This window comes from Streptomyces sp. NPDC046303, from assembly GCF_055588085.1.
Window position 1 is genome coordinate 148,345 of record NZ_JBVJFA010000007.1, and the last position, 21,637, is coordinate 169,981.

The 21,637-nt window shown below is 73.5% G+C and carries 15 protein-coding genes; 8 read left to right on the top strand and 7 right to left on the bottom strand.

What is annotated here, in order from left to right; translation table 11 throughout:
- Positions 1-11 precede the first annotated feature (11 nt).
- The 7 genes from ACZ6I1_RS09885 to ACZ6I1_RS09915 are packed head-to-tail and all read right to left on the bottom strand — an operon-like array spanning position 12 to position 9,599.
- Positions 12-1,061: a glycosyltransferase gene (locus tag ACZ6I1_RS09885; RefSeq protein ID WP_469285136.1), complete on the bottom strand. Its 1,050-nt coding sequence runs from the start codon at positions 1,059-1,061 to the stop codon at positions 12-14.
- Positions 1,058-4,357 carry a DUF4082 domain-containing protein gene (locus tag ACZ6I1_RS09890; RefSeq protein WP_469285137.1) on the bottom strand — a complete coding sequence of 1,100 codons (3,300 nt, stop codon included), beginning with the start codon at positions 4,355-4,357 and terminating at the stop codon, positions 1,058-1,060. The genes ACZ6I1_RS09885 and ACZ6I1_RS09890 overlap by 4 nt, the downstream gene beginning before the upstream one ends.
- 29 nt (positions 4,358-4,386) lie before the next feature.
- Complete coding sequence (locus ACZ6I1_RS09895) at positions 4,387-5,505, bottom strand: DegT/DnrJ/EryC1/StrS family aminotransferase (RefSeq protein ID WP_469285139.1); 1,119 nt, start codon at positions 5,503-5,505, stop codon at positions 4,387-4,389.
- Entirely contained in the window at positions 5,502-6,332 is an 831-nt protein-coding gene (locus ACZ6I1_RS09900; protein WP_469285141.1) for an acetyltransferase, read from the bottom strand. The genes ACZ6I1_RS09895 and ACZ6I1_RS09900 overlap by 4 nt, the downstream gene beginning before the upstream one ends.
- Positions 6,329-7,471 (bottom strand): DegT/DnrJ/EryC1/StrS family aminotransferase, encoded by a 1,143-nt coding sequence (locus ACZ6I1_RS09905; protein ID WP_469285144.1) that lies wholly within the window; start codon positions 7,469-7,471, stop codon positions 6,329-6,331. Before ACZ6I1_RS09905 ends, ACZ6I1_RS09900 begins: the two co-directional genes overlap by 4 nt.
- Positions 7,468-8,451, bottom strand: coding sequence for an SDR family NAD(P)-dependent oxidoreductase (locus ACZ6I1_RS09910; RefSeq protein WP_469285146.1), 984 nt, complete (start codon positions 8,449-8,451; stop codon positions 7,468-7,470). The genes ACZ6I1_RS09905 and ACZ6I1_RS09910 overlap by 4 nt, the downstream gene beginning before the upstream one ends.
- 59 nt (positions 8,452-8,510) lie before the next feature.
- Complete coding sequence (locus ACZ6I1_RS09915; RefSeq protein ID WP_469285148.1) at positions 8,511-9,599, bottom strand: Gfo/Idh/MocA family protein; 1,089 nt, start codon at positions 9,597-9,599, stop codon at positions 8,511-8,513.
- 356 nt (positions 9,600-9,955) lie between these two features.
- Between ACZ6I1_RS09915 and ACZ6I1_RS09920 the strand changes: the two genes are divergently transcribed.
- The 8 genes from ACZ6I1_RS09920 (at position 9,956) to ACZ6I1_RS09955 (ending at position 21,637) form a co-directional block, all read left to right on the top strand.
- The gene (locus ACZ6I1_RS09920) at positions 9,956-10,837 is read left to right on the top strand and encodes a glycosyltransferase family 2 protein (protein WP_469285151.1); all 882 of its coding nucleotides are present in this window, start codon (positions 9,956-9,958) and stop codon (positions 10,835-10,837) included.
- Between the two features lie 2 nt (positions 10,838-10,839).
- Positions 10,840-12,240, top strand: a complete 1,401-nt coding sequence (locus tag ACZ6I1_RS09925; RefSeq protein ID WP_469285153.1) for an MFS transporter — start codon at positions 10,840-10,842, stop codon at positions 12,238-12,240.
- The gene (locus ACZ6I1_RS09930; RefSeq protein ID WP_469285155.1) at positions 12,237-13,250 is read left to right on the top strand and encodes a TolB-like translocation protein; all 1,014 of its coding nucleotides are present in this window, start codon (positions 12,237-12,239) and stop codon (positions 13,248-13,250) included. Before ACZ6I1_RS09925 ends, ACZ6I1_RS09930 begins: the two co-directional genes overlap by 4 nt.
- A gap of 100 nt (positions 13,251-13,350) precedes the next feature.
- Positions 13,351-15,153 carry a VanW family protein gene (locus ACZ6I1_RS09935; RefSeq protein WP_469285158.1) on the top strand — a complete coding sequence of 601 codons (1,803 nt, stop codon included), beginning with the start codon at positions 13,351-13,353 and terminating at the stop codon, positions 15,151-15,153.
- Positions 15,154-15,297: 144 nt separating this feature from the next.
- Positions 15,298-17,898 carry a SpoIIE family protein phosphatase gene (locus ACZ6I1_RS09940; RefSeq protein ID WP_469285160.1) on the top strand — a complete coding sequence of 867 codons (2,601 nt, stop codon included), beginning with the start codon at positions 15,298-15,300 and terminating at the stop codon, positions 17,896-17,898.
- Between the two features lie 346 nt (positions 17,899-18,244).
- Complete coding sequence (locus ACZ6I1_RS09945) at positions 18,245-18,484, top strand: hypothetical protein (protein ID WP_469285161.1); 240 nt, start codon at positions 18,245-18,247, stop codon at positions 18,482-18,484.
- Positions 18,485-18,572: 88 nt separating this feature from the next.
- Complete coding sequence (locus ACZ6I1_RS09950) at positions 18,573-19,379, top strand: hypothetical protein (protein ID WP_469285162.1); 807 nt, start codon at positions 18,573-18,575, stop codon at positions 19,377-19,379.
- A gap of 140 nt (positions 19,380-19,519) precedes the next feature.
- Positions 19,520-21,637, top strand: a complete 2,118-nt coding sequence (locus tag ACZ6I1_RS09955; protein WP_469285308.1) for an NHLP family bacteriocin export ABC transporter peptidase/permease/ATPase subunit — start codon at positions 19,520-19,522, stop codon at positions 21,635-21,637.

The following is a 21,637-nucleotide window of genomic DNA, read 5'->3' on the forward strand; positions in this document are numbered from 1 at the left end:
CCGGCGGCTCATCAGATCCCCCGGCGCTTCCACGACTGCCACCACAGCCACTCCCGCCCCCGGTCGGCAACCGCCGAGAGCACCAGCGGCTGGAGGTAGGGCATGGCGCGTGCGCCGATGCGCCGCCGCCGGCACAGCGCCCGGTACTCGGCGAGGGACGCGTACCCGCCGGGCAGGCACTGGGCGGCGAACTCCACCAGCTCGTCGACCGGTACCACCGCCGTGCGCCCCCGGTCGTACGCCCGGTAGGCGCGCCGCAGCGCGTACCGGGCCAGCCGCGTGCGCGCCGCCACCGACAGCCGGTCGGCCTCCGGGAGCAGCCCGGCGCACTTGTCCAGCACCGAGTCGAAGGCGACGAGCCGCTGGCGCAGGTCGTCGAGCTGCCCGCCGAAATCGGTGGTGGACATGTTGTTGCCGTGGACCCGGTAGAAGGCCTGGTCGGCCCCGCGGACGTAGCCCACGTCGGCGTGCGCCGCGAGCCGCATCCACATCTCGATGTCCCCGGCGTGCGGCAGCTCCGGGTCGTAACCGCCGACCTTGCGCTGAAGACTGGTGCGGACGACCACCTCGGGTGAGGTGATGCACCCGGTGCCCTCCCGGAAGCGCCGCTCCAGCCACCACCGGCCGGGGTAGACGACCGACCCCGTGCTGCGGGTGCGGGCCGCGGGCAGCGGGCCGCCGTGCAGGAAGCGCAGCGGCCGGCCGTAGGCGAAGCCCGCCTCCGGGTGGGCGTCGAGCAGGGCGGCGGCCCGTACCAGAGCCCCGGGGACCAGCCGGTCGTCCGCCGACAGCAGGGCGGCGTAGTCCCCGTCGGCCCACTCCAGCAGCCCCTCGTTGTAGGTCGCGATGTGGCCCTTGTTCCGTTCGTGGACCCGGACCTCGATCCGCGGGTCGCCGGCCGCCAGGGCGCGCGCCACGTCCGCGGAGTCGTCGGGGGAGGCGTCGTCGATGATCAGGACCCGGACGTCGACGCCTTGCTGTTCGTCCAGGACGCTGCGGACGCAGTCGGCCAGGAAGTGGCCGTACTTGTAGCAGGGGATCACCACGCTGACGGTGCTCACCGGCCGGACACCTCCGTGGACCCGTCCGAGCGGGCGCCGTTCGGCAGGGTGGTGGTGAAGACGGGGCCGACCCAGTAGTTCACCGAGCCGAAGGTGTGCGAGGGGAACACCGTGGACGGCCCGTACCGGTACAGCCCGTTGGCGTTCCCGGGCGTGTCGGCCGGGGCCACCAGCGGATAGGAGCGGTGCGCACCGGCGAAGTACCCGCCGTCCACCGCGTAGTTGCCGCGCGGCGCGTGGTAGGAGGCCACGTACGTGGTGCCCGCCGTGATGGGCACGGGCGTCGCGAACTGCAGCTGTTGCCAGCCCGACAAGGTCTCGCTGCCGAAGGTGCCGGTGGCCAGCAGCGTGCCGGAGGCGGACCACAGACTGCCGGTGTGGGTGCCGGTGTTGCCGGGGCCCTTGTAGAAGGTGACACCGGTGATGTAGCCGGCCGCCGCCGACTGGAAGCGGGTGCCCAGTTCCACCGAGTTGGTGTCGTCGACCGCGTTGGCGGTGCTGGGCGTCGCGCCCGCACCCCACAGGGTGCAGGGGCAGTTCACCGTCGGCGGGCTGGCGCTGGTCGTGAAGCTCCACGTGACCGGTGCGGCCATGGCGTTGCCCCACAGGTCGGCCGCCTGGACGGACGCCGTGTACGTGGTGTTCAGGGCCAGTTCCGAGGACGGGGTGAAGGTCGCGCTGTTCGACGCGCCGAGGGCCTTGGTGCCCGGGACGGGGGTGCCGGCGGAGTCCTTCACGGAGAACACCAGCGAGTCCGCGTCGACGGCGGTGCTGAAGGTGGCCGTGACCGCCGCCGTGATCGGGGTGCCGGTCGCCGCGGACTGCGGAGAGGTGGTGGAGACGGTGGGCGGGGTCGTGCTCGCGGTGGAGGTGTCCAGGACCGCGTCCACCCAGTAGTTGCTGCCCGAGGAGGCGGTGGAGGGGAATCCGCCGGTGGCGCCGTAGCGGTAGACGCCGTTGCCTCCGTCGGTACCGCTCTTCAGCGCGGTGAGCGGGGCCAGCCCGGCATCGCCGCCGGCGAAGGTGGTGTCGAAGGAGTAGCCGCCGTGCGGGGCGAAATAGGAGGCGATGTAGGTGGTGTTCGGTTTCACGGGCACCGGGCTGGAAAAGTTCAGCTGCTGCCAGCCCGACGCCGTCTCGTGGGTGAAGGTGCCGGTGGCCAGGCGCTGGCCCGAGGTGCTCCACAGGCTGCCGGTGTGGGTCCCCGTGTTGGCGGGGGACTTGTAGAAGCGGACACCGGTGATGGATCCGGGCACCGAAGAGCGGATCTTCACGCCGAGTTCCACGGCGCTGCCGTCCCCGGCGTTGACGGTGCCCGGCACGGCCGCGGCCGGCCACACGGTGCACGGGCACTGCTGGGGTCCGACGGTGAGCGGCACGGTGGTGGTGGCGCCGATGTTGACGCTGTCGTCCACCGCCCGCACCTTGATCTGCACCGGGCCGGGGGCGGTCGGGGTCCACGTGTAGGTCCAGGAGGCCAGGCCCGTGGCCGCCTTCCAGGTCGTGCCGCCGTCGGTGGACACCTCCACCCGGGCCACGACACCGCCGCCGGTGTCGGCCGTCGTGCCCGTGACCGTCACGGGCCGCAGCGCCGGTACGGTGGCGTTCGCCGCCGGGCTGGTCACGGTGACGGCCGGGCCCGCGGTGTCCGTGGAGGCGCTCGCCGCGACCAGGTCGTCCTGCAGGGACTTGGGCTGGACCCCCATGTCGGCGAACACGTTCACCGTGGCCTGCTGCATCCGCTTGTCCTCGGTGACCACCGCGTCGTCCGGGTTGCCGGTGGGCATGTTGGTCAGGCCCCAGGACCACTGCACCGTGCCCGCGCCGAAGACCAGGGCGCGCGAGGTCTGGTCGCGGAACGCCACCAGGCTGTGCGTCGCGGTGCCGTTCCCGTACGTGTTGCCGTAGTCCAGCAGGAGCTTGCCGTCGTGGACGTCCACCGTGGTGGAGGACATCTGGATCTGCCCGGCCGGCCGGCTGGCGTTCTCCACGTCGCTGTCCCACTCGTAGCCGAGCGTCCCGGCGGGGAACGTGGCCGTCTGGGAGGGAGTGAGGGAGGCGACCGAAGTGTGCCGCCACAGGCGCTGCTTGGCGAAGGAGCCCGGCACGGTGATCGCGTCGCTGCGGTAGCCGTTCACGCTGAACATCGAGCCGGTCAGCTGGTTCTGCGGCTGGAAGGGCCGCCCGTTCGTGGCACTGGCCGGGTCCATGAAGGTGCCCGTCCAGATGCCGCTCGGGTCGGGGACGCCGTTCGGCTGGGGGAAGGACAGCTTGGTCTCCTTGTAGGAGACGAGCGTCCGGTCGGGGGTGTTCGTCCCGTCGATGCTCGGAGCGAGCCGGGTCTTCCAGAAGATCTCGTTGCCGCTGAAGTACGTCTGGTGCTGCCCGGCCCGGCGCGCGTTCAGCGCGTTCGTGAACTGCTCCTGGGTCCAGTACTCGTCATGGCCCGAGGACATGAACACCTTGTGGTTGCGCAGCAGCGTCCCGCCGCGGACCGACATGTCGATCCCGGACATGTAGCTGACGTCGTAGCCGTTGCGCTCGAGCCACGAGACCATCTGGAACTCGGACCCGTAGATCCCGTTGTCCCCGCCGATGGCCATGGGCCGGTTGTAGCTGACCTCGTACGCCCGCCCGTCCGGGGCCGGCCCGCCGCCGTCGTAGAGGTCCTGGCCGCCGTAGTTGTTGTACGCCTGCCAGGTCTGGTCACTGGTCTGCACGATGATGTCGGACCGGCTCGCGTCGTTGCGGACCACGAACGGGTAAGGCATCACCCCGTTGCCGTCGGCCTGGTCGAAGTTGGCCACGTACAGGCCGGAGACGGCGTCGGCCGGCACGTTCCAGACGGCCGTGACCGGCCAGTTGCCGCAGTCGACCAGACCGGTGGAGGCCTTGGTGGCGCAGGCCGCCGGGTCCGCGCCCGGGGCGACGTTCGCCGGGTACGTCTGCGCCGCCTGGGCCGCGGTCGACATCAGCCGGGCCCCGTCGCCGCCGTAGTGGCCCAGCCGGTAGACCGACACGCGGTACGGGGTCGGCGACTGGATCTTGAACTGCACGGTGTCGCCCGCCTGGACGCTCATCTGGGCCGGGAAGCCCTTGATGTCGCCGTACGCGCTGGGCGCGAACCACTCGGACATCGGCGTGCCCGGCTTGGAGTTCTCGCACACGATCGCGTTGGTGCCAAGGCCGCAGGGGTCGGCCGCACCGGCCACCGCGGACGGGGGGAGGACCGTGGCCATCAGGGCCGCGATCGCGGTGAAGAGGCCGTACCGGAGCAGCCTCGTCCGTCTGTTCATCTGGACCTCATCTCCGTCGGCACGGGGCGTCAGTGCAGGGCTTCGGCGAGCGCGGACACGACCCGCTCCTGCTGGTCGGCGGTGATCTGCGGGAAGAGCGGGAGGGAGAGCATCCGGTCCGCGGCCAGCTCGGCGTGCGGGAAGGCGCCGCGGCCGTGGCCGAGGTGGGAGAAGGCAGGGGTGAGGTGGACCGGGGCCGGATAGTGCACGCCCGCTCCGATGCCCTCCGCGTTGAGCTTGCCGACCACGGCGTCCCGGTCCGCGCCCGCGGCGACCCGTACGACGTACAGGTGCCACACGTGGACGTTGCCCTCCGCCGTCACGGGCAGGGTGAGGCGTCCGGTGGCCGCCAGGTCGCCCAGCAGCGCGTCGTACCGGGCGGCGGCGGCCCGGCGGGCCGCGTTGCCCCCGGCCAGCCGGGCCAGCTTCGCCCGCAGCACCACGGCCTGCAGACCGTCCAGACGGCTGTTGAACCCGGCCACGTCGTGCCGGTACTTGACGGTGCCGCCGTGGTTGGCCAGCGCCCGGACCAGCGCGGCCGTCTCCTCGTCGTCGGTCACCACCGCGCCCGCGTCCCCGTACGCGCCCAGGTTCTTGCCCGGGTAGAAGCTGGTCGCGGCGATCCCGCCGCTGCCGGGGGAGCGGCCGTCCCGGGTCGCGCCCTGGCTCTGCGCCGCGTCCTCGACCACCCGGACGTGCGCCGGAAGCCCCGCGAGCAGCTCCGCGGTGGCCGCGCACTGCCCGTACAGGTGGACGGGGACCACCGCGCGGGTGGCTTTCCCGACCGCGGCCAGCGCGGCCCGCGGATCCATCAGGAGGCTGTCGGGCAGGCAGTCGGCCAGGACCGGGCGCGCGCCGATCCGGGCGACGGCCCCGGCGGTGGCGATGAACGTGTTGGCGGGCAGCACCACCTCGTCGCCGACGCCGACCCCGCTCGCGCGCAGGGCCAGTTCGAGGGCGTCGGTGCCGTTGGCGACGCCCACGCAGTGCCCGACCCCGGCGAACCGCGCGTACTCGCGCTCGAACGCGCCGACCTCGTCACCGCCGATGAAGGCGGTGTCGGCCAGCACCCGGTCGAAGCCGGCCCGTAATTCCTCCGCGACCTCGGCGTGCGCCGCCTTCAGGTCGACGAGCGGTATCTGGTTCATGCGTCTGGGCTCCCCATCCGTGTCCCCGGCCACCGGCCGGTGCCGTCTTCCGTGCCGTGCGCCGAGGCCCGCGCGGGCGCCGCAGCGTGCGCAGCAGAGCCGTCCGGCGCCGCCGCGTCGCGGGCCAGTTCGGCGAGGGCGGGGTCCGCCGCCCGGCGCAGGCGGCGGGCCGGGCTGCCGGCCCAGACCTCCCCGGCGGGGACGTCCGCCAGGACCGTGCTGCCGATGCCCGTCAGCGACCAGGCGCCGACCTCGGTGTTCTCCCGGACCAGCGCCCCCGCGCCCACATAGGCGCCCCGCCGCACCCGCACCCCGCCGCCCAGGCGCACCCCGGAGGCGAGCGTGGCGAAGTCCCCGACCGCGTCGTCGTGGGTGAGGACCACCTGGGGCATCACCGCCACGTGGGACCCGACCCGCACCGCGGCGGTCAGCACGCAGTGCGCGAGCAGCACCGAGCCCGCACCGAGCACCGAGGAGCCCGACACCGCCGCCGTGGGGTGGACCACCGTCGCGTAGCGGCCCGCGGGCAGCCCCAGGCGCCGCACCAGCCGGGCCCGTACGGCGTAGTCGCGCGGACTGCCCACGCACACCACCACCCGGGCGTCCACCAGCTCGTGCACGCGCTCCGAACCGCCCAGGACGACCGCCCCGTCGACCTCCCGGCCGTGCAGGGCCGGATCGTCGTCGAGGTGCCCGGCGAGCCGCCACCGCGGAGCGCGGCCCTGTGCCCGGTCCGCGGCGGCCACGTCCCGCACCGCCTGGGCGGTCTCCCGGGCGAACCCGCCCGCACCGACGACCAGCAGGTCCTCGGTGACCGGCCCGCTCATCCGCCGGCCTGCTCGCGGAGCACCGCCACCACCCGGTCCTGCTGCTCCCGCGTCATGGTGTGGAACAGCGGCAGGATCAGCGAGTCGCGGCTGATCCGCTCGGTCACCGGCAGCGGCGCCGTACCGTGCTCCGCGTACGCCGGCTCCAGGTGCGAGGCCATGATCCCGCGCCGGGCCGAGATCCCCGCCGCGGAGAGCACGGCGAGCAGCTCGTCCCGGCCCACCGGGAACCCCTGCTCCAACAGCACCCAGTACGACTGGAAGTTGCCCTCGCCGTGACCGGGGTCCCGGACCGGACGCACACCGGGGACGGTGCTCAGCAGCTCCGCGTACCGGGCGGCCAGCTCCCGCCGCCGGGCCACGATCGCGTCCAGCTTGCCCAGCTGCACCAGGCCGACCGCGGCCTGGATGTCGGTCATCCGGTAGTTGTAGCCGACCTCCAGGTAGCTCTCCATGACGGGCTTGATGCTCGCGTGCCGCTGGGCGGCGGACACGTTCATCCCGTGCTCGCGCAGCCGCCGCAGCCGCCCGGCCCACTCGGCGTCGTCCGTGGTCAGCATCCCGCCCTCGCCGGTGGTGATCACCTTGCGGGGATGGAAGGACCAGGCGGCGAGCAGCGCGCCCTGGCCGACGGACGCGCCGCCCACGGTCGCGCCGATGCCGCAGGCCGCGTCCTCCACCAGCGCGAGGCCCCAGCCGGCGCACGCCTTGCGCAGCGCGGGCACGTCCGCGGGCACCCCGCCCTGGTGGACGGCGAGCACCGCCTTCGTCCGGGGCGTGCGGACCGCGTCCACGGTGGCCGGGGTCAGATTGCCGGTGGCCTCCTCGACGTCCGCGAACACCGGCCGCGCGCCCACGTAACGCACCGCGTTGGCCGTGGCGATGAACGACAGCGAGGGGACGACCACCTCATCGCCCGGCCCCAGTTCCAGCGCCACCAGGGCCAGGTGCAGGGCGGTGGTGCACGAGCTCACCGCGATGCCGTGCCCGGCGCCCACCCGCTCGGCGAAGGCCCGCTCGAACGCGGCGACCCGGGGGCCCTGTGCGACCCAGCCGGACAGCACCGCGTCGGCGGCCGCCCGCGCCTCCTCCTCGCCCAGCCACGGCACCATGACCGGGATCCGGTCCCCGGCGCTCACCGGGTCTCCCCGGCGGCGCGCTCGGCCCGCCACCACTCGACCAGGTCCCGCAGCCCGGTGCGCAGATCGATCTCCGCGGTGAAGCGCAGGCGCCGCGCGGCCTGCGCCGTGTCCGCGAGGCGGCGCGTCACCCCGTTCACGGTGCGGGCCGGGCCGTGCTCCGGCACCAGGTCCGGGCCCGCGCCCATCGCCTCCAGCAGGCCCAGCGCGAGCTCGAGCAGGCTGGTCTCGGTCCCGCTCGCGACGTTGAACACCTCGTCGGTCAGGTCCGACTCCGCCGCGAGCAGGTTGGCGCGCGCGATGTCCCGGACGTCCACGAAGTCCATGGTCTGGGTGCCGTCACCGAGGATCAGCGGCGGTTCGCCCGCAGCGATCCGCTCCATCCAGCGGATCAGCACCTCCGTGTAGAGCCCGTGGATGTCCATCCGCGGCCCGTAGACGTTGAAGTACCGCAGCGCGACGTAGTCCAGCCCGTACATGGCGTGGAAGCTGCGCAGCATGCCCTCGTTGAAGGCCTTCGCGGCCCCGTAGAAGGTGTCGTTGTTGTACGGGTGGTGGCGCTCGGTGGTCGGGAAGGCCTCGGCCAGCCCGTAGACGGAGGCCGAGGAGGAGGCGATCACCTTGCCCGCCCCGGCGGCGGCCGCCGCCTCCAGCACGTTGAACGTGCCGTCCACCATCACCTCGTTGGCCAGCCGCGGTTCCTCCGCGCACTGGGTGATCCGGATGGCCGCGAGGTGGAACACCAGATCGGCGCCCTCCGTCGCCTTGCGCACCGCGGCCGCGTCCCGGATGTCGCCCTCGACGACCTCCACCACGCCGCTCGGCAGGGCGCGGGCCAGGTTCGCGGCCCGGCCCCGCACGAAGTTGTCGAGCACCACGATCTCGCGCGCCCCGTTGTCCACCAGCAGGTCCACCACGTGCGAGCCGATGGTGCCCGCCCCGCCGGTGACCAGAATCCTCTTGCCTCGTACGCTGCTCAACGCCCTGCCCCTAGTGAGTCGGTCACGGTCGTGCCCGGAAAAGGTCTGCGGAGGTCCGGTCAGCGACCGGTGCGCAGTCCGACGACCGCGCCGCGGAACTCCAGGCTCCGGGAGGCCGCTTCGAGAATGTCCAGCACCTTCAGGCCGGCCCGGCCGTCGGTCAGCGCCGGACGGCCCGTGCGGACCGCGGCGGCGAACTCCTCGACCATGCTGCGCAGCGCCTCCTTCTCGCCGAGCGCGGGCGCGACCATGTCGCCGGTCCGGTAGGAGACGATCATGTCCCGGCGCTCGTCCGCGCCGATCTCCTGCGGGGCCCTCAGGTCCACGCCGCGGTCGTACACCGCCACCCGCTGGGAGGGGTTGAGGTCGTCCCACACCAGGGTCCGCTTCGAGCCGCCGACCATGGTGGTCCGCACCTTCACCGGCGACAGCCAGTTGACGTGGACGTGCGCGATGGCGCCGGTGCTGAGCTGGAGCGTCAGGTACGCGACGCAGGACTGGCCGGTGCCGATCGGGTCGGCCCCGTGGGCGGCGACGGCGACCGGCCGGACGTGGTCCGGGAGGATGAAGTCTAGGACCGACAGGTCGTGCGGGGCCAGGTCCCACAGCACGTCGATGTCCTTCTGGACGAGCCCCAGGTTGATCCGGACCGAGTCGACGAACTGGATGTCGCCCAGCTCGCCGGAGCGGACCATCTCCCGGATGCGGCCCACCGCCGGGGTGTAGCAGTACGTGTGGTCGCACATCAGCGTGAGACCGCGCTCCTCCGCCTCCCGTACGAGCTTCAGCCCGTCCTCGTACGTGGCCGCGAGGGGCTTCTCCACGAGGACGTGCTTCCCGGCGCGCAGCGCGGCCAGCGCCACGTCCAGGTGCGTCCCGGCCGGAGTGGCCACGGCCACCGCCTCGACGGCCGGGTCGGCGAGGACCGCCGCGTAGTCCGCGGTCGCCTGCACCGTGGAGTACCCGCCCAGCACCCGCCGGGCCCGGTCCACGTCCAGGTCGCAGAGCCAGCGGAGCCGGAACTCCGGACCGGACTGGAAGTTGCGGACGAGATGGGGGCCCCAGTAGCCCGCGCCGACCACGGCGACGCCTAACGGTTCCGTGGGCCCCGCGCCGGCGGCGGCGGCGTCCTTCGCAGTGTCCTTCACGGCGTTCCCCTTCGCTCCGCGCGACGCGCCGGCCGGCGCGTCGGCCACTCGTGGCCGGGACCCGTGCGAGGGAAGGACGTGCCGCCGACGGCAGGCGGGAAGCCCGCGCGACCCGTGCGTGACCTGCTCAACGGTGATGGCCCCCCACAACCGATGGGAGGCTCCGCGACATCCGCGTGCCTCCGCCCCCCGGCCTCCCGGCGCTCCCCGCGCGCCGGTCCGGCCACGGGCAGGCTGCGTGTTTCCCCCAGGCAGCCGGCCCCGTAACGAGCGTCAATCTAGTCCACCGCGCATGCGCCCGGGGGGAGTTGACGACAAACGCCTGGCGCGGGTGTTCGACCGTGCATACTTCCGGGGTGACCAGCATCGTGATACCGGCCCACAACGAGAGCCGGGTCATCGGCCGCCTCCTCGACGCCCTCACGGCCGGCACCCCGGCAGCCGGGACCGACATCGACACCGACATCGTCGTCGTCTGCAACGGCTGCACGGACGACACCGCCCGGGTGGCCGGGCAGTACGGTCCGGGCGTACGCGTGCTGGAGATCCCGACTCCCTCCAAGCACACGGCCCTCCGGGTCGGGGACGAGCACGCGAAGGGCTTCCCCCGGCTGTACGTGGACGCCGACGTCGTCCTGGGCGCCGCCGGCGTACGGGCCCTGACCGCCGCGCTCGCCGAGAGCCCGGACCTGCTGGCCGCCGCCCCGGGCCGCGACATCCCGCTGACCGGCTGCGCCTGGCCGGTCCGGGCGTACTACCGGGTGTGGCAGCGGCTGCCGGCCGTCCGGGCGGGCCTCTTCGGGCGGGGGGTCATCGCGGTGTCCGAGGCGGGACACGCGCGGATCGCCGCGCTGCCCCCGCTGATGGCCGACGACCTGGCCGCGTCCCTCGCCTTCGGCCCGGGGGAGCGGCGCGTGGTCGAGGCCGCGCGGGTCCTGGTCCACCCGCCGCGCACCTGGGCCGACCTGATCAGGCGACGGATCCGGGCGGCGACCTCCACCGCCGAACTCGAGCGCCACCAGGAGTCGTTGCGGACCGGACCCACCGCCGCCGCCGCGCCGACGGCCCGCACGGGCACGGCCGACCTGCGCGCCCTGCTGCGGTCCGACCCGCGGCTGCTCCCCGGCGTCCTGGTGTTCACCGCGGCGGCCCTCGCCGCCCGCAGAGGAGCCCGCAAGGCCATCCGCAGCGGCGACTTCACCACCTGGCTGCGGGACGAGAGTTCGAGGAGCTCCTGACCATGTACCTCGCGGACCGCTCCGCCCCCGCCGGGGCGCCGGGCGCGACCGGCCGCGGTCGCGGACGGGCCCCGGTCGTGGCCTCCGCCGTCCTCGCGCTGGGCACGGTCAGCCTGATCACCGACATCTCCTCCGAGATGGTCACCGCCGTACTGCCCCTGTACCTGGTCGCCGGACTCGGCCTCAGCCCGCTCGGCTTCGGCGCGCTCGACGGCGTCTACAACGGGGTCGGCGCCCTGGTCCAGCTGACCGGCGGGCACCTCGCCGACCGGGTCCGCCACCACAAACTGGTCGCCGGCCTCGGCTACGGCCTGTCCGCCCTCTGCAAGCCGCTGCTGCTGTTCGCCCACACCCTCGGCCCGGTCGGCGTCATCCTCGCGCTGGACCGCACCGGCAAGGGCCTGCGCACCGCTCCGCGCGACGCGCTGATCTCCCTGTCCACCCCCGCCGGGGCCCAGGGCCGCGCGTTCGGCGTGCACCGCGCGATGGACACCACCGGGGCGCTGCTCGGCCCGCTGGCCGCCTTCCTCATCCTGAGCGCGGCGGTCGACGGGTACGACGCCGTGTTCGGAGTCAGCGCCTGCGTCGCCGCCCTGGGCGTGCTCGTCCTGATCCTCTTCGTACCGGGAACCCCAGCCGCCCGGCCCGCCCGCCCTGCGCGCCCCGCCCCCGAGGCCCGTACCGCCCGCACCGCCCGCACCGCCCGTATCGCCGCTGCCGATCCGGACGTTCCCGCCGCCGGCGTGCGCGAGGCCCTGGCCCTGTTACGGCTGCCCCGGCTGCGGGCCCTGGCCGGGTGTGCCGCGCTGCTCGGCCTCACCACGGTCAGCGACGCCTTCGTCTACCTGCTGCTGCAACGCCGCACCGGCATCGCCGACCAGTGGTTCCCGCTGCTGCCGCTGGGCACCGCGGCCGTCTTCCTGCTGCTGGCCGTACCCGCTGGGGCCCTCGCCGACCGCATCGGGCGGCGCACCGTGTTCCTCACCGGCCACGCCCTCCTCCTGACCGCGTACGGGCTCCTGCTGTGGGCCCCGGCCCACCCCGTCCTGCCGTTCCTCGTGCTCGCCCTGCACGGCACGTTCTACGCCGCCACCGACGGCGTGCTGCCCGCCGCGGTCGCCGCCACCGTGCCCCGGGAGCTGCGGGCCACCGGCCTGGCCATCGTCGGCACCGGCCAGGCCCTCGCCCGCTTCGGCTGCTCCCTGGCCTTCGGCGCGGCCTGGACGTTCTGGGGCACCGGCCCCGCCCTCTCCGCCGCAGCGGCCGGCCTGCTGTGCAGCGCGGCCGTCGCCGCCTTCGTCCTGCGCCCGCCCGCCGACCCCGACCGGCGCCCCCGCAGAACCCGCAGAACCCGCAGAACCCGCAGAACCTTAGGAACCCGAGGCACCCGAGGAGCCCGATGACGCCGTCGCGCCGCCTGCTGACACTCACCGCGGCCGTGCTGCTCCTCGGCGCCCTCGCCGCCGCGTTCGTCCTGCGCGCCGCCTCCCGCGCCGACCAGCCGCAGCAGGGCGGCCCCGCCCTCGCCGCCGGCAGCCTCACCCTGACCCAGCCGGACCGGCTGGCCTTCCTCAACGCCACCCGCGGTCCGCACCGCGGCGCACTCGCCTCCGTCCCGGCGGGCAGCCCGCAGGCGGCGCGCACCGCCTCCGACCTCACCTGCGCCCGCTTCCACGCCGCCGCGGGCACCGGCATCTGCCTGCGCTCCACGCCCGGCGCCCTCGCACAGGACAACCAGGCCCTGATCGTCGACGCCGGCCTGCGCACGCTGCGCAGCTTCCCCCTGGCCGGCACGCCCAGCCGGGCCCGGGTCTCGCCGAGCGGCCGGTTCGCCGCCTGGACGGTCTTCGTCTCCGGCGAGTCCTACGGCGCAGCGTTCTTCTCCACCCGCACCGCGATCCTGGACACCCGGGACGGGCGGCTCGACGCCAACCTGGAGGAGTTCACCGTCCTGATGGACGGCCGGGAGTATCGTGCCGCGGACGTGAACTTCTGGGGCGTCACCTTCGCCAAGGACGACGACACCTTCTACGCCACCCTCGCCACCGCCGGCCGGACCCACCTGGTCAAGGGCTCGATCGCGCGGCGTACGGTCACCACCCTCGCGCAGAACGTCGAGTGCCCGTCCCTCTCACCGGACGAGACCCGCATCGCGTACAAGAAGCGCGTACGGCCCGGCGCCTCGCTGTGGCGCGAACACGTCATGGACCTGGGAACCCTGCGCGAGCACCCGCTCGCGGAGAAGCGCAGCGTGGACGACCAGGCCGGCTGGCTCGACGACAGCACCCTCGCCTACGCCCTCCCCGCCGAGGGCGCCCCCGACACCACGGACCTGTGGACCGCCCCGGCCGACGGCTCCGGGACGCCCCGCCTCCTGGCCCCCGCGGCCTCCTCCCCGACCCGCCTGGGCTGACCCATGTCCGCTTCGTGACAAGAGTTACATCCGCCCCACAATCGAGTGTTTCCCGTGAATCATTATCTTCCGGAATCGTCGTATACCCGCCGGGAGAGACATGGGACGCGCAGGCAGCTGGACGGGCAACTGGCGCATCGCCCTGCCCGCGGCGGGCGGAGCCGTCGTACTCGGCCTGGGCGGCCTCTACACCACCGCCCTCGCGGCCGGCGGCGACATCGCCCAGGGCACGCGCGTCCGCGGCGTGGACATCGGCGGCATGAGCCGGGCGGAAGCCCAGCGGACCCTCGCCAGAGAGCTCGGGCCCGGGGCTGCGGCGCCGCTCGAGCTGAAGATCGGCGACCGCGTCGAGCGGATCGCCCCCGCCGCGCTCGGGCTGTCCCTGGACACCGGGGCGACCGTCGACCGCGCCGTGCGCACCGGCCACGGACCGGTCACCGTCATCGGTGACTTCCTCGCCTCCGGCGACCGGGACGTCGAGCCCGTGGTCCGGGTGGACGAGCGGACCGGCCGCGCCGCGCTCGACCGCCTCGGCGCCGCCACCGAGCAGCCCGTCCGTGAGGGCGCGATCACCTTCGAGAAGGGCACGGCCCAGGCCGTCGCCGCCCGGCCCGGCGTCGCCCTGATCGAGGACCGGGCCCTCGACACCCTGCGCGAGGCCTACCTGCGGCCGGGCGCCGCCCCCGTCACGCTGCCGGTCGAGCACACCCGGCCGCGCATCGGGGCCGAGGAGACCGGACGGGCCATGCGGCAGTTCGCGCGCCCCGCGATGTCGGGCCCCGTCACGCTCACCGTCGCCGGCCGGCGCATACCCATCAGCGCCGCCGTCCTCGGCGAGCACCTGAAGATGACCCCCGACGGCGAGAGCCGCCTCGTGCCGTCCCTCGACTCCGAGGGCCTGCTCGCCGACCCCGCCGTGGCCCGCCCGCTCGAGGAGGCCACCGAGATCCCCCACGACGCCGAGCTCGGCGTCGGCGCGGACGGCCGCGTGGTCCTCGGGGACCCCGGCAGCGCGGGCCGGCAGGTCACCCAGGCAGCGCTCGGCAAGGCCGTGCTGCCCCTGCTGACCCGCTCGGGCGCGGCCCGCAGCGCCGAGGTCCCCACCGTGGCGGTCCAGCCGGACCTCACGAGCGCCGAGGCGCGGCGGCTCGGCATCAAGGAGAAGGTCTCCTCCTTCACCGTGGCCTTCCCGGCCGCCCCGTACCGCACCACGAACATCGGCCGCGCCGTGGAGCTCATCAACGGCTCGGTGGTCATGCCCGGGGAGGAGTGGAGCTTCAACCGCACGGTCGGCGAGCGCACCCCGGAAAACGGCTTCGTCGACGGAATCATGATCAACGACGGCCAGTACGTGAAATCGCCCGGCGGCGGCGTCTCGGCGGTCGCCACCACCCTCTACAACGCGGTCTTCTTCGCGGGCCTGAAGACCGTCGAGCACGGTGCCCACTCCTTCTACATCGAGCGCTACCCCGAGGGCCGGGAAGCCACCGTCGCGTGGGGCACCCTCGACCTGCGCTGGATCAACGACTCCGGGCACCCCCTGTACATCCACGCCGAATCCACCGACACCTCGCTGACCATCACCCTCCTCGGCACGAAGAAGTACGACGAGGTACGGGCGACGAAGGGGCCGCGCACCAAGGTCACCGAGCCCGGCAAGCGGACCGGCAGCGGACCCGTCTGCGAGGAGCAGACCCCGCTCGAGGGCTTCGACGTCACCGTCGGCCGCGTCTTCGTACAGGGCGGCGAGGAAGTGAAGCGCGAGGAGTTCACGACGCACTACACGCCGCGCGACGAGGTCGTCTGCACCCCGGAGCCCGACCCGGCCGGGGCCACTCCCAGCCCCTCCGCCGGCCCCTCCGACAACCCCTCCGCCACCCCCGCGGTGACCCCCGTCAGGTGACCGTCCGGGCGCGCTTCGTGCGCTTCGCGGGTACCGGACGCCGCGAAGTGCTACAACTGGGATCGTGACCCTTCCTCGCCACCCGTGCCGGGCACGTCGGTGCGGTCACCCCTAGGCAACAGAACCAGAAGCGTCGCCGGCCAGGTGTTCGTCCTCCAGGTGGCGATCGTGGTGTTGCTCGCCGCCGGCGCGCTGCTGGCCCTGGTGCTCCAGTCGCGACACGACATCGACCGGGAAGCACGCAGCCGGTCGGTGGCCGTCGCGCAGACCTTCGCGCACTCCCTGGGACTGCGGGAGGCACTGAAGGCACCCGACCCCGCCGCCATCCTGCAACCCCTCGCCGAGGCGACGCGCAAGGACGCCGGGGTGGACTTCATCGTGGTCATGGACACCCGCGGCATCCGGTACAGCCACCCCCAGCCGGACCGCATCGGAAAACGTTTCGTCGGCACCATCGAGCCCTCGCTCGCCGGGCGGGTGCACACCGAGAGCGTGCAGGGTCCGCTGGGCAAGGAGATCCAGGCGGTGGTGCCCGTCACCGCGCCCGACGGGAAGGTCGTCGCCCTGGTCTCGGCGGGCCTGACCGTGAAGAACGTGAGCGGTGTCGTCGACCGCCAGCTCCCCGTCATCCTGCTGGCCATCGCGACCGGCCTGGCCCTGGCCACCGGCGGCACGGCCCTGATCAGCCGGCGGCTGCGCCGGCAGACCCACGGGCTCGGCACGCAGGAGATGACCCGCATGTACGAGCACCACGACGCGGTGCTCCACTCCGTCCGCGAAGGCGTGCTGATCACCGACGGTGACGGGCGGCTGCTCCTGGCGAACGACGAGGCCAAACGCCTCCTGGGGCTGCCGGACGACGCCGAGGGCCGCCGCATCGGGGACGTACCGGGCCTGGACCGCCGGATGGCGGACCTGCTGCTGTCCGGCCGGGTGGCGACCGACGAGGTGCTCGAGACCGGGGACCGGCTGCTCGTCGTCAACCAGCGGCCCACCCACACCCGCGGCCGGGCGGAGGGCAGCGCGGTCACCATCCGCGACTCCACCGAGATGCGGCTGCTGACCAGCCGGGCGGAGACGGCCCGCAGGCGGCTCAAGCTGCTCTACGACGCCGGGGTCGGCATCGGCACCACCCTCGACGTGGAGCGCACGGCCGAGGAACTCGCCGCCGTCGCCGTCCCCCGGTTCGCGGACTTCGCCACCGTCGACCTCGCCGATCCGGTGCTCGACGGCGACGAACCCGGCCCGGGAGCCGACATGCGGCGCACGGCGGTCGCCGGCATCCGGTCCGACCACCCCCTCTACCCCCTCGGACGGCTGATCGACTTCCTGCCGTCCACCCCCCAGGCCCGCGGCTACGGCACCGGGCAGGCGGAGCTGGTGCCCGTCCTGGCCGACGCGCCGGGCTGGCAGGCGCAGGACCCGCCGCGCGCCCGCGCCATCGTCGAGTACGGGATCCACTCGCTCATCGCGGCCCCGCTGATGGCCCGGGGCGTCGTGCTCGGGGTGGTCAACTTCTGGCGGTCGCAGAAGCCGGAGCCCTTCGACGACGACGACCTGTCCCTGGCCGAGGAACTCGTCGCCCGCGCGGCGATCAGCATGGACAACGCCCGCCGCTACACCCGTGAGCACGCCCTCGCCGAAACGCTCCAGCGCAGCCTGCTGCCGCGCGCCCTGCCCGAGCAGAGCGCCATGGACGTGGCGCACTTCTACCTGCCCGCGCAGTCCGGGGTGGGCGGCGACTGGTTCGACGTGATCCCACTGCCCGGCAGCCGGGTCGCGCTGGTCGTCGGGGACGTCGTCGGACACGGTCTGCACGCCGCGGCCACCATGGGACGGCTGCGCACGGCCGTGCACAACTTCTCCTCCCTCGACCTGCCGCCCGACGACCTGCTGGCCCGGCTCGACGACCTCGTCCAGCGCATCGACCGCGACGACGCCGGGGACGGCGAGGGCAGCCACATCGGCGTCCTGGGTGCCACCTGCCTGTACGCCGTGTACGACCCGGTGTCCCAGCTCTGCACGATGGCCCGGGCCGGGCACCTGCCGCCCCTGGTGGTCGGTCCCGACGGCACGGCCGAGATCGTGGAACTGCCGACCGGGCCCCCGCTGGGCCTGGGCGGCATGCCCTTCGAGACCGCGGAGCTGTACCTGCCGGAGGGCAGCCAGCTCGTGCTGTACACGGACGGGCTGGTCGAGGAGCGGACCCGGGACATCGCCGAGGGCCTGGAACTGCTGCGCACGGCGCTGAGCCGGCCCGGCCGGGACCCGTACGAGAGCTGCCGGGCCGTGCTGGAGGCCATGCTGCCCGCCCGGCCGGGCGACGACGTGGCGCTGCTCGTCGCCCGGACGCGGGTCCTCGGGCCGGACCGGGTCGCCCAGTGGGACGTGCCGCCCGACCCGAGCGCCGTCGGCGCCGTACGGAACGCCGCGGCGGGCAAGCTCGACGAGTGGGGGCTGGGGGAGCTGGGCTTCGCCACGGAACTGATCCTCAGCGAGCTGGTCACCAACGCCCTGCGCCACGGCCGCACGCCGGTACGGGTGAGGCTGCTCCACGACCACACGCTCACCTGCGAGGTGTGGGACGGCAGCAGCACCGCCCCGCACCTGCGGTACGCCGCCACCATGGACGAGGGCGGGCGCGGGCTGTTCCTGGTGGCGCAGCTCAGCGACCACTGGGGCACCCGGTACACGCCCGAAGGCAAGGTCATCTGGGCGGAGCAGGCACTGCCGGGCCCCTCCTGAGGCACGCTCCCGTCCCGCCTTCCGGAAATCTGCACATCCTGTGCGCGAACGGGCCCGCGAGCGTTCACCGTTGCGCGAGATGCCCGACATGTCCCGTGCCGTTGATGGTCGTTCGTCCGATATCTGACCCGCGGTCCACGGACCCCGTATTTGCGTTACTCGATTTCGCAGAGAAGCTGTGACCATTCGGTGAACGAAGCGCCACACCCCCCATTCGGGGAGCTCGGCGCCCTGTGAAAGGGCGTCAACGGGATTGGCCCGGCCACCCGTTCGCGTGCTTTCATCGTGCCGCTGCGGCCGCCGGAAAAGGCGGCCGAGTTCCCCCTGCACAGGAAAGGTGCGCATCATGCGTGACAACATCGAGACCCGTGAGATCGACGACACCGAGCTGGACGCCGTCTCCGGCGGTGTCATCAGCGTCTCCGGCGGTCTCGCCGGCGCCGTGACCAGCGACGTCAGCGCCGTGGCGGGCTTCGTCGGCTCCCTCGACACCGTCCAGGCCGCGACCGGGCTCGCCGCCGCCGCCCCCGGCCTGGTCTCGGGCGTCACGGGCGTTTCCGTGAACCTCGGCCGCGCCGGTCTCTGAGCCTGATATCGCATGAACCCCGGAGCGTCCTCCACGGCTCCGGGGTTCAACGAATGCGGCTGAACGAATGCAGTTGAAGGAATAGTCCGTGCAGTTTCGCCAAAAGGCTCTTTCCAAGCTGCAATCGCCCGAAGAGCTCGACCTGCCCGTACGCTTCGCGCGCCCGCAGGGACGCCTCGTACTGGCCGTCACCGTGCTGGCCATGGCCGCCGCCGCCTTCTGGGCCGTCACCGGCACCGTCACGTCCAAGCTGAGCGCGCCCGGCATCCTCACCCACGCCGAGGGCAGTTACGTGCTCCAGAGCCCGGTCGCGGGACAGGTGACCGAGGTCCTCGCCGAGGAGGGCCGGCTGCTGGCCCCCGGCACGCCCCTGCTCACCATCCGTACCGAGCAGGGTGACAAGCCCGTGCGCGCGGTGACCGGCGGCCGCCTGACGACCCTGGTCGCACGGGTGGGCTCGGTCGTCACGACCGGCGCCGACGTGGCCACCCTGGAACACGTGAAGAACCCGGACGACCCGCTGGTGGCCGTGCTGTACGTACCGGGCGCCGGCGGCGCGGCGATCACCGTGGGCGCCTCCGTCGACCTGACCGTCCAGTCCGTCCCCCAACGGCAGTTCGGCGTCCTGCGCGGCCGCGTCACCGCGGTCGGCCGCACCCCCCAGACACCCGCCCAGATCGGCAGCTTCCTCGGCGACAAGGGCCTCGCCGAACAGTTCTCCCGGCAGGGCAACCCGGTCGCGGTCCTCGTCAAGCTGGAGCGCTCCTCCGCCACGAAGTCCGGCTACCGGTGGTCCTCCACGGACGGGCCCCCGTACACCGTCGAATCCACCACCCCGGTCACCGGCGCCGTGCACCTCGCCGCGCAGCGCCCCGTCGACTGGCTGCTGCCGTGAGCGCCCCGCGCAGGGCCGCCGCCCAGGACCGCTCCCGCCGCAGGTCCGCGCACGCACCCGCCTCCCGGAAGGCACCCAGGACTCCCAAGACCCCCAGGAGCAGAAGGCCCCGGACCGTACGCACCCCCACCGTGCTCCAGATGGAGGCCGTGGAGTGCGGAGCCGCCGCCCTGGCCATGGTGCTCGGCCACTACGGCCGCCACGTCCCCCTGGAAGAGCTGCGCATCGGCTGCGGCGTGTCCCGCGACGGCTCCCGCGCCAGCAACCTCCTCAAGGCCGCCCGCGGTTACGGGCTCAAGGCCAAGGGCATGCAGATGGACCTGGCCGCGCTCGCCGGGGTGAGCGCCCCGGCCGTGCTCTTCTGGGAGTTCAACCACTACGTCGTCTACGACGGAATGGGCCGCCGCTTCGGCCGCCGGGGCGTCTACGTCAACGACCCCGCCAAGGGACGCCGGTTCGTCACCATGGACGAGTTCGACACCAGCTTCACCGGGGTCGTGCTCACCTTCGAGCCCGGCGACGGCTTCCGCCGCGGCGGCCGCAAGCCCGGCGTCCTGGGCGCCATACCGGGCCACCTGCGCGGCACTTCGGGCACCCTGGCCGCCGCCGTCATCTCCAGCCTCCTGCTGGTGGCCGTCGGCGCGTCGGTGCCCGCCCTCAGCCGCACGTACATCGACATGTTCCTCATCGGCCGGCAGACGTCCCTGCTGGGCGTGCTGTTCACGGCCATGGCCGTCACCCTGCTGCTCACCGCCGTCCTCACGGGCCTGCAACAGGCCAATCTGCTGCGCGGGCGCATCATCTCCTCCACCCTCGGCAGCGCCCGCTTCCTGCGGCACCTGCTCCGCCTCCCGGTCACCTTCTACTCCCAGCGCAACCCGGCCGACCTGGTCCAGCGCCTGCAGTCCAACGACGCGGTCGCCGAAACCCTCGCCCGGGACCTGGCCGCCGCGGGCGTCGACGCCGTCGTCGTCGTGCTGTACGCCGTGCTGCTGTGGACCTACGACCCGCAACTCACCGTCGTCGGCGTGCTGATCGCGCTGCTCAACGTGGTCGCCATGCGCGTCGTGATCCGCCTGAGGGCCACCGGTACCCAGAAGCTGCGCGCCGAGAGCGCCCGGCTGACGAACACCTCCTACAGCGGTCTCCAGCTCATCGAGACGATGAAGGCCACCGGCGGCGAGAACGGCTTCTTCCGCCGCTGGGCCGGACAGCACGCGGTCACCCTCGACGTACAGCAACGCCTCGGCGTCCCCGGTGCGTGGCTGGCGGTCGTCGCGCCCACGCTGGCCGCCCTCAACAGCGCGCTGATCCTGATGATCGGCGGCCTGCGCGCGGTCGAGGGCCACCTGTCCGTCGGTCTGCTCGTCGCCTTCCAGGCCCTGGTGACCAGCTTCACCGCGCCGATCTCCCGGCTGGGCGGCGTCGCCGGCCGGATCCAGGACTTCGCGGCCGACGTCGCCCGGCTCAAGGACGTCGAGAACTTTCCCGTCGACCCGGTCTTCTCGCGGCGCGAGCCCGCCGCCGGCACCCGCCGCCTCAAGGGCCACGTGGAACTGGACCACGTCACCTTCGGCTACAGCCCACTGGACGCGCCCCTGCTCGAGGACTTCTCGCTGTCGGTGGGCCCCGGACAGCAGGTCGCGCTCGTCGGCGGCTCCGGCAGCGGAAAGTCCACCGTGTCACGGCTGATGTCGGGCCTCCACACCCCGTGGAAGGGGGCCATCCGCATCGACGGAATGCGCCTGGAGGACATCCCGCGCAGCGCGCTCGCCGCCTCCGTCTCCTTCGTCGACCAGGACGTGTTCCTCTTCGAGGGCACCGTCCGCGACAACATCACGCTGTGGGACCCCTCCATCCCCGACGAGGCCGTCATCGCCGCCCTCGAGGACGCCGCCGTCCACGACGTGGTCGCCCGCCGCCCCGGCGGCATCCACAGCCGCGTCGAGCAGGACGGCCGCAACTTCTCCGGCGGCCAGCGCCAGCGGCTGGAGATCGCCCGGGCCCTGGTGCGCCGCCCCAGCGTCATGGTCCTCGACGAGGTGACCAGCGCCCTGGACGCGGTGACCGAGCAGGCCGTCATCGACAACCTGCGGCGCCGCGGCTGCGCCTGCGTGGTCATCGCCCACCGGCTGAGCACCGTCCGCGACAGCGACGAGATCGTCGTCCTGGACCGGGGCACCGTCGTGGAACGCGGCCGGCACGAGTACCTGGTCGCCGCCGGGGGCCCGTACGCCGCCCTGGTCAAGGAGCACTGA

Excerpts from the sequence above, each read along its gene's own strand:
- ACZ6I1_RS09890 (WP_469285137.1), bottom strand. The coding sequence starts at position 4,357 with ATGAACAGACGGACGAGGCTGCTCCGGTACGGCCTCTTCACCGCGATC.
- ACZ6I1_RS09895 (WP_469285139.1), bottom strand. The coding sequence starts at position 5,505 with ATGAACCAGATACCGCTCGTCGACCTGAAGGCGGCGCACGCCGAGGTC.
- ACZ6I1_RS09900 (WP_469285141.1), bottom strand. The coding sequence starts at position 6,332 with ATGAGCGGGCCGGTCACCGAGGACCTGCTGGTCGTCGGTGCGGGCGGG.
- ACZ6I1_RS09925 (WP_469285153.1), top strand. The coding sequence starts at position 10,840 with ATGTACCTCGCGGACCGCTCCGCCCCCGCCGGGGCGCCGGGCGCGACC.
- ACZ6I1_RS09930 (WP_469285155.1), top strand. The coding sequence starts at position 12,237 with ATGACGCCGTCGCGCCGCCTGCTGACACTCACCGCGGCCGTGCTGCTC.
- ACZ6I1_RS09935 (WP_469285158.1), top strand. The coding sequence starts at position 13,351 with ATGGGACGCGCAGGCAGCTGGACGGGCAACTGGCGCATCGCCCTGCCC.
- ACZ6I1_RS09945 (WP_469285161.1), top strand. The coding sequence starts at position 18,245 with ATGCGTGACAACATCGAGACCCGTGAGATCGACGACACCGAGCTGGAC.
- ACZ6I1_RS09955 (WP_469285308.1), top strand. The coding sequence starts at position 19,520 with ATGGAGGCCGTGGAGTGCGGAGCCGCCGCCCTGGCCATGGTGCTCGGC.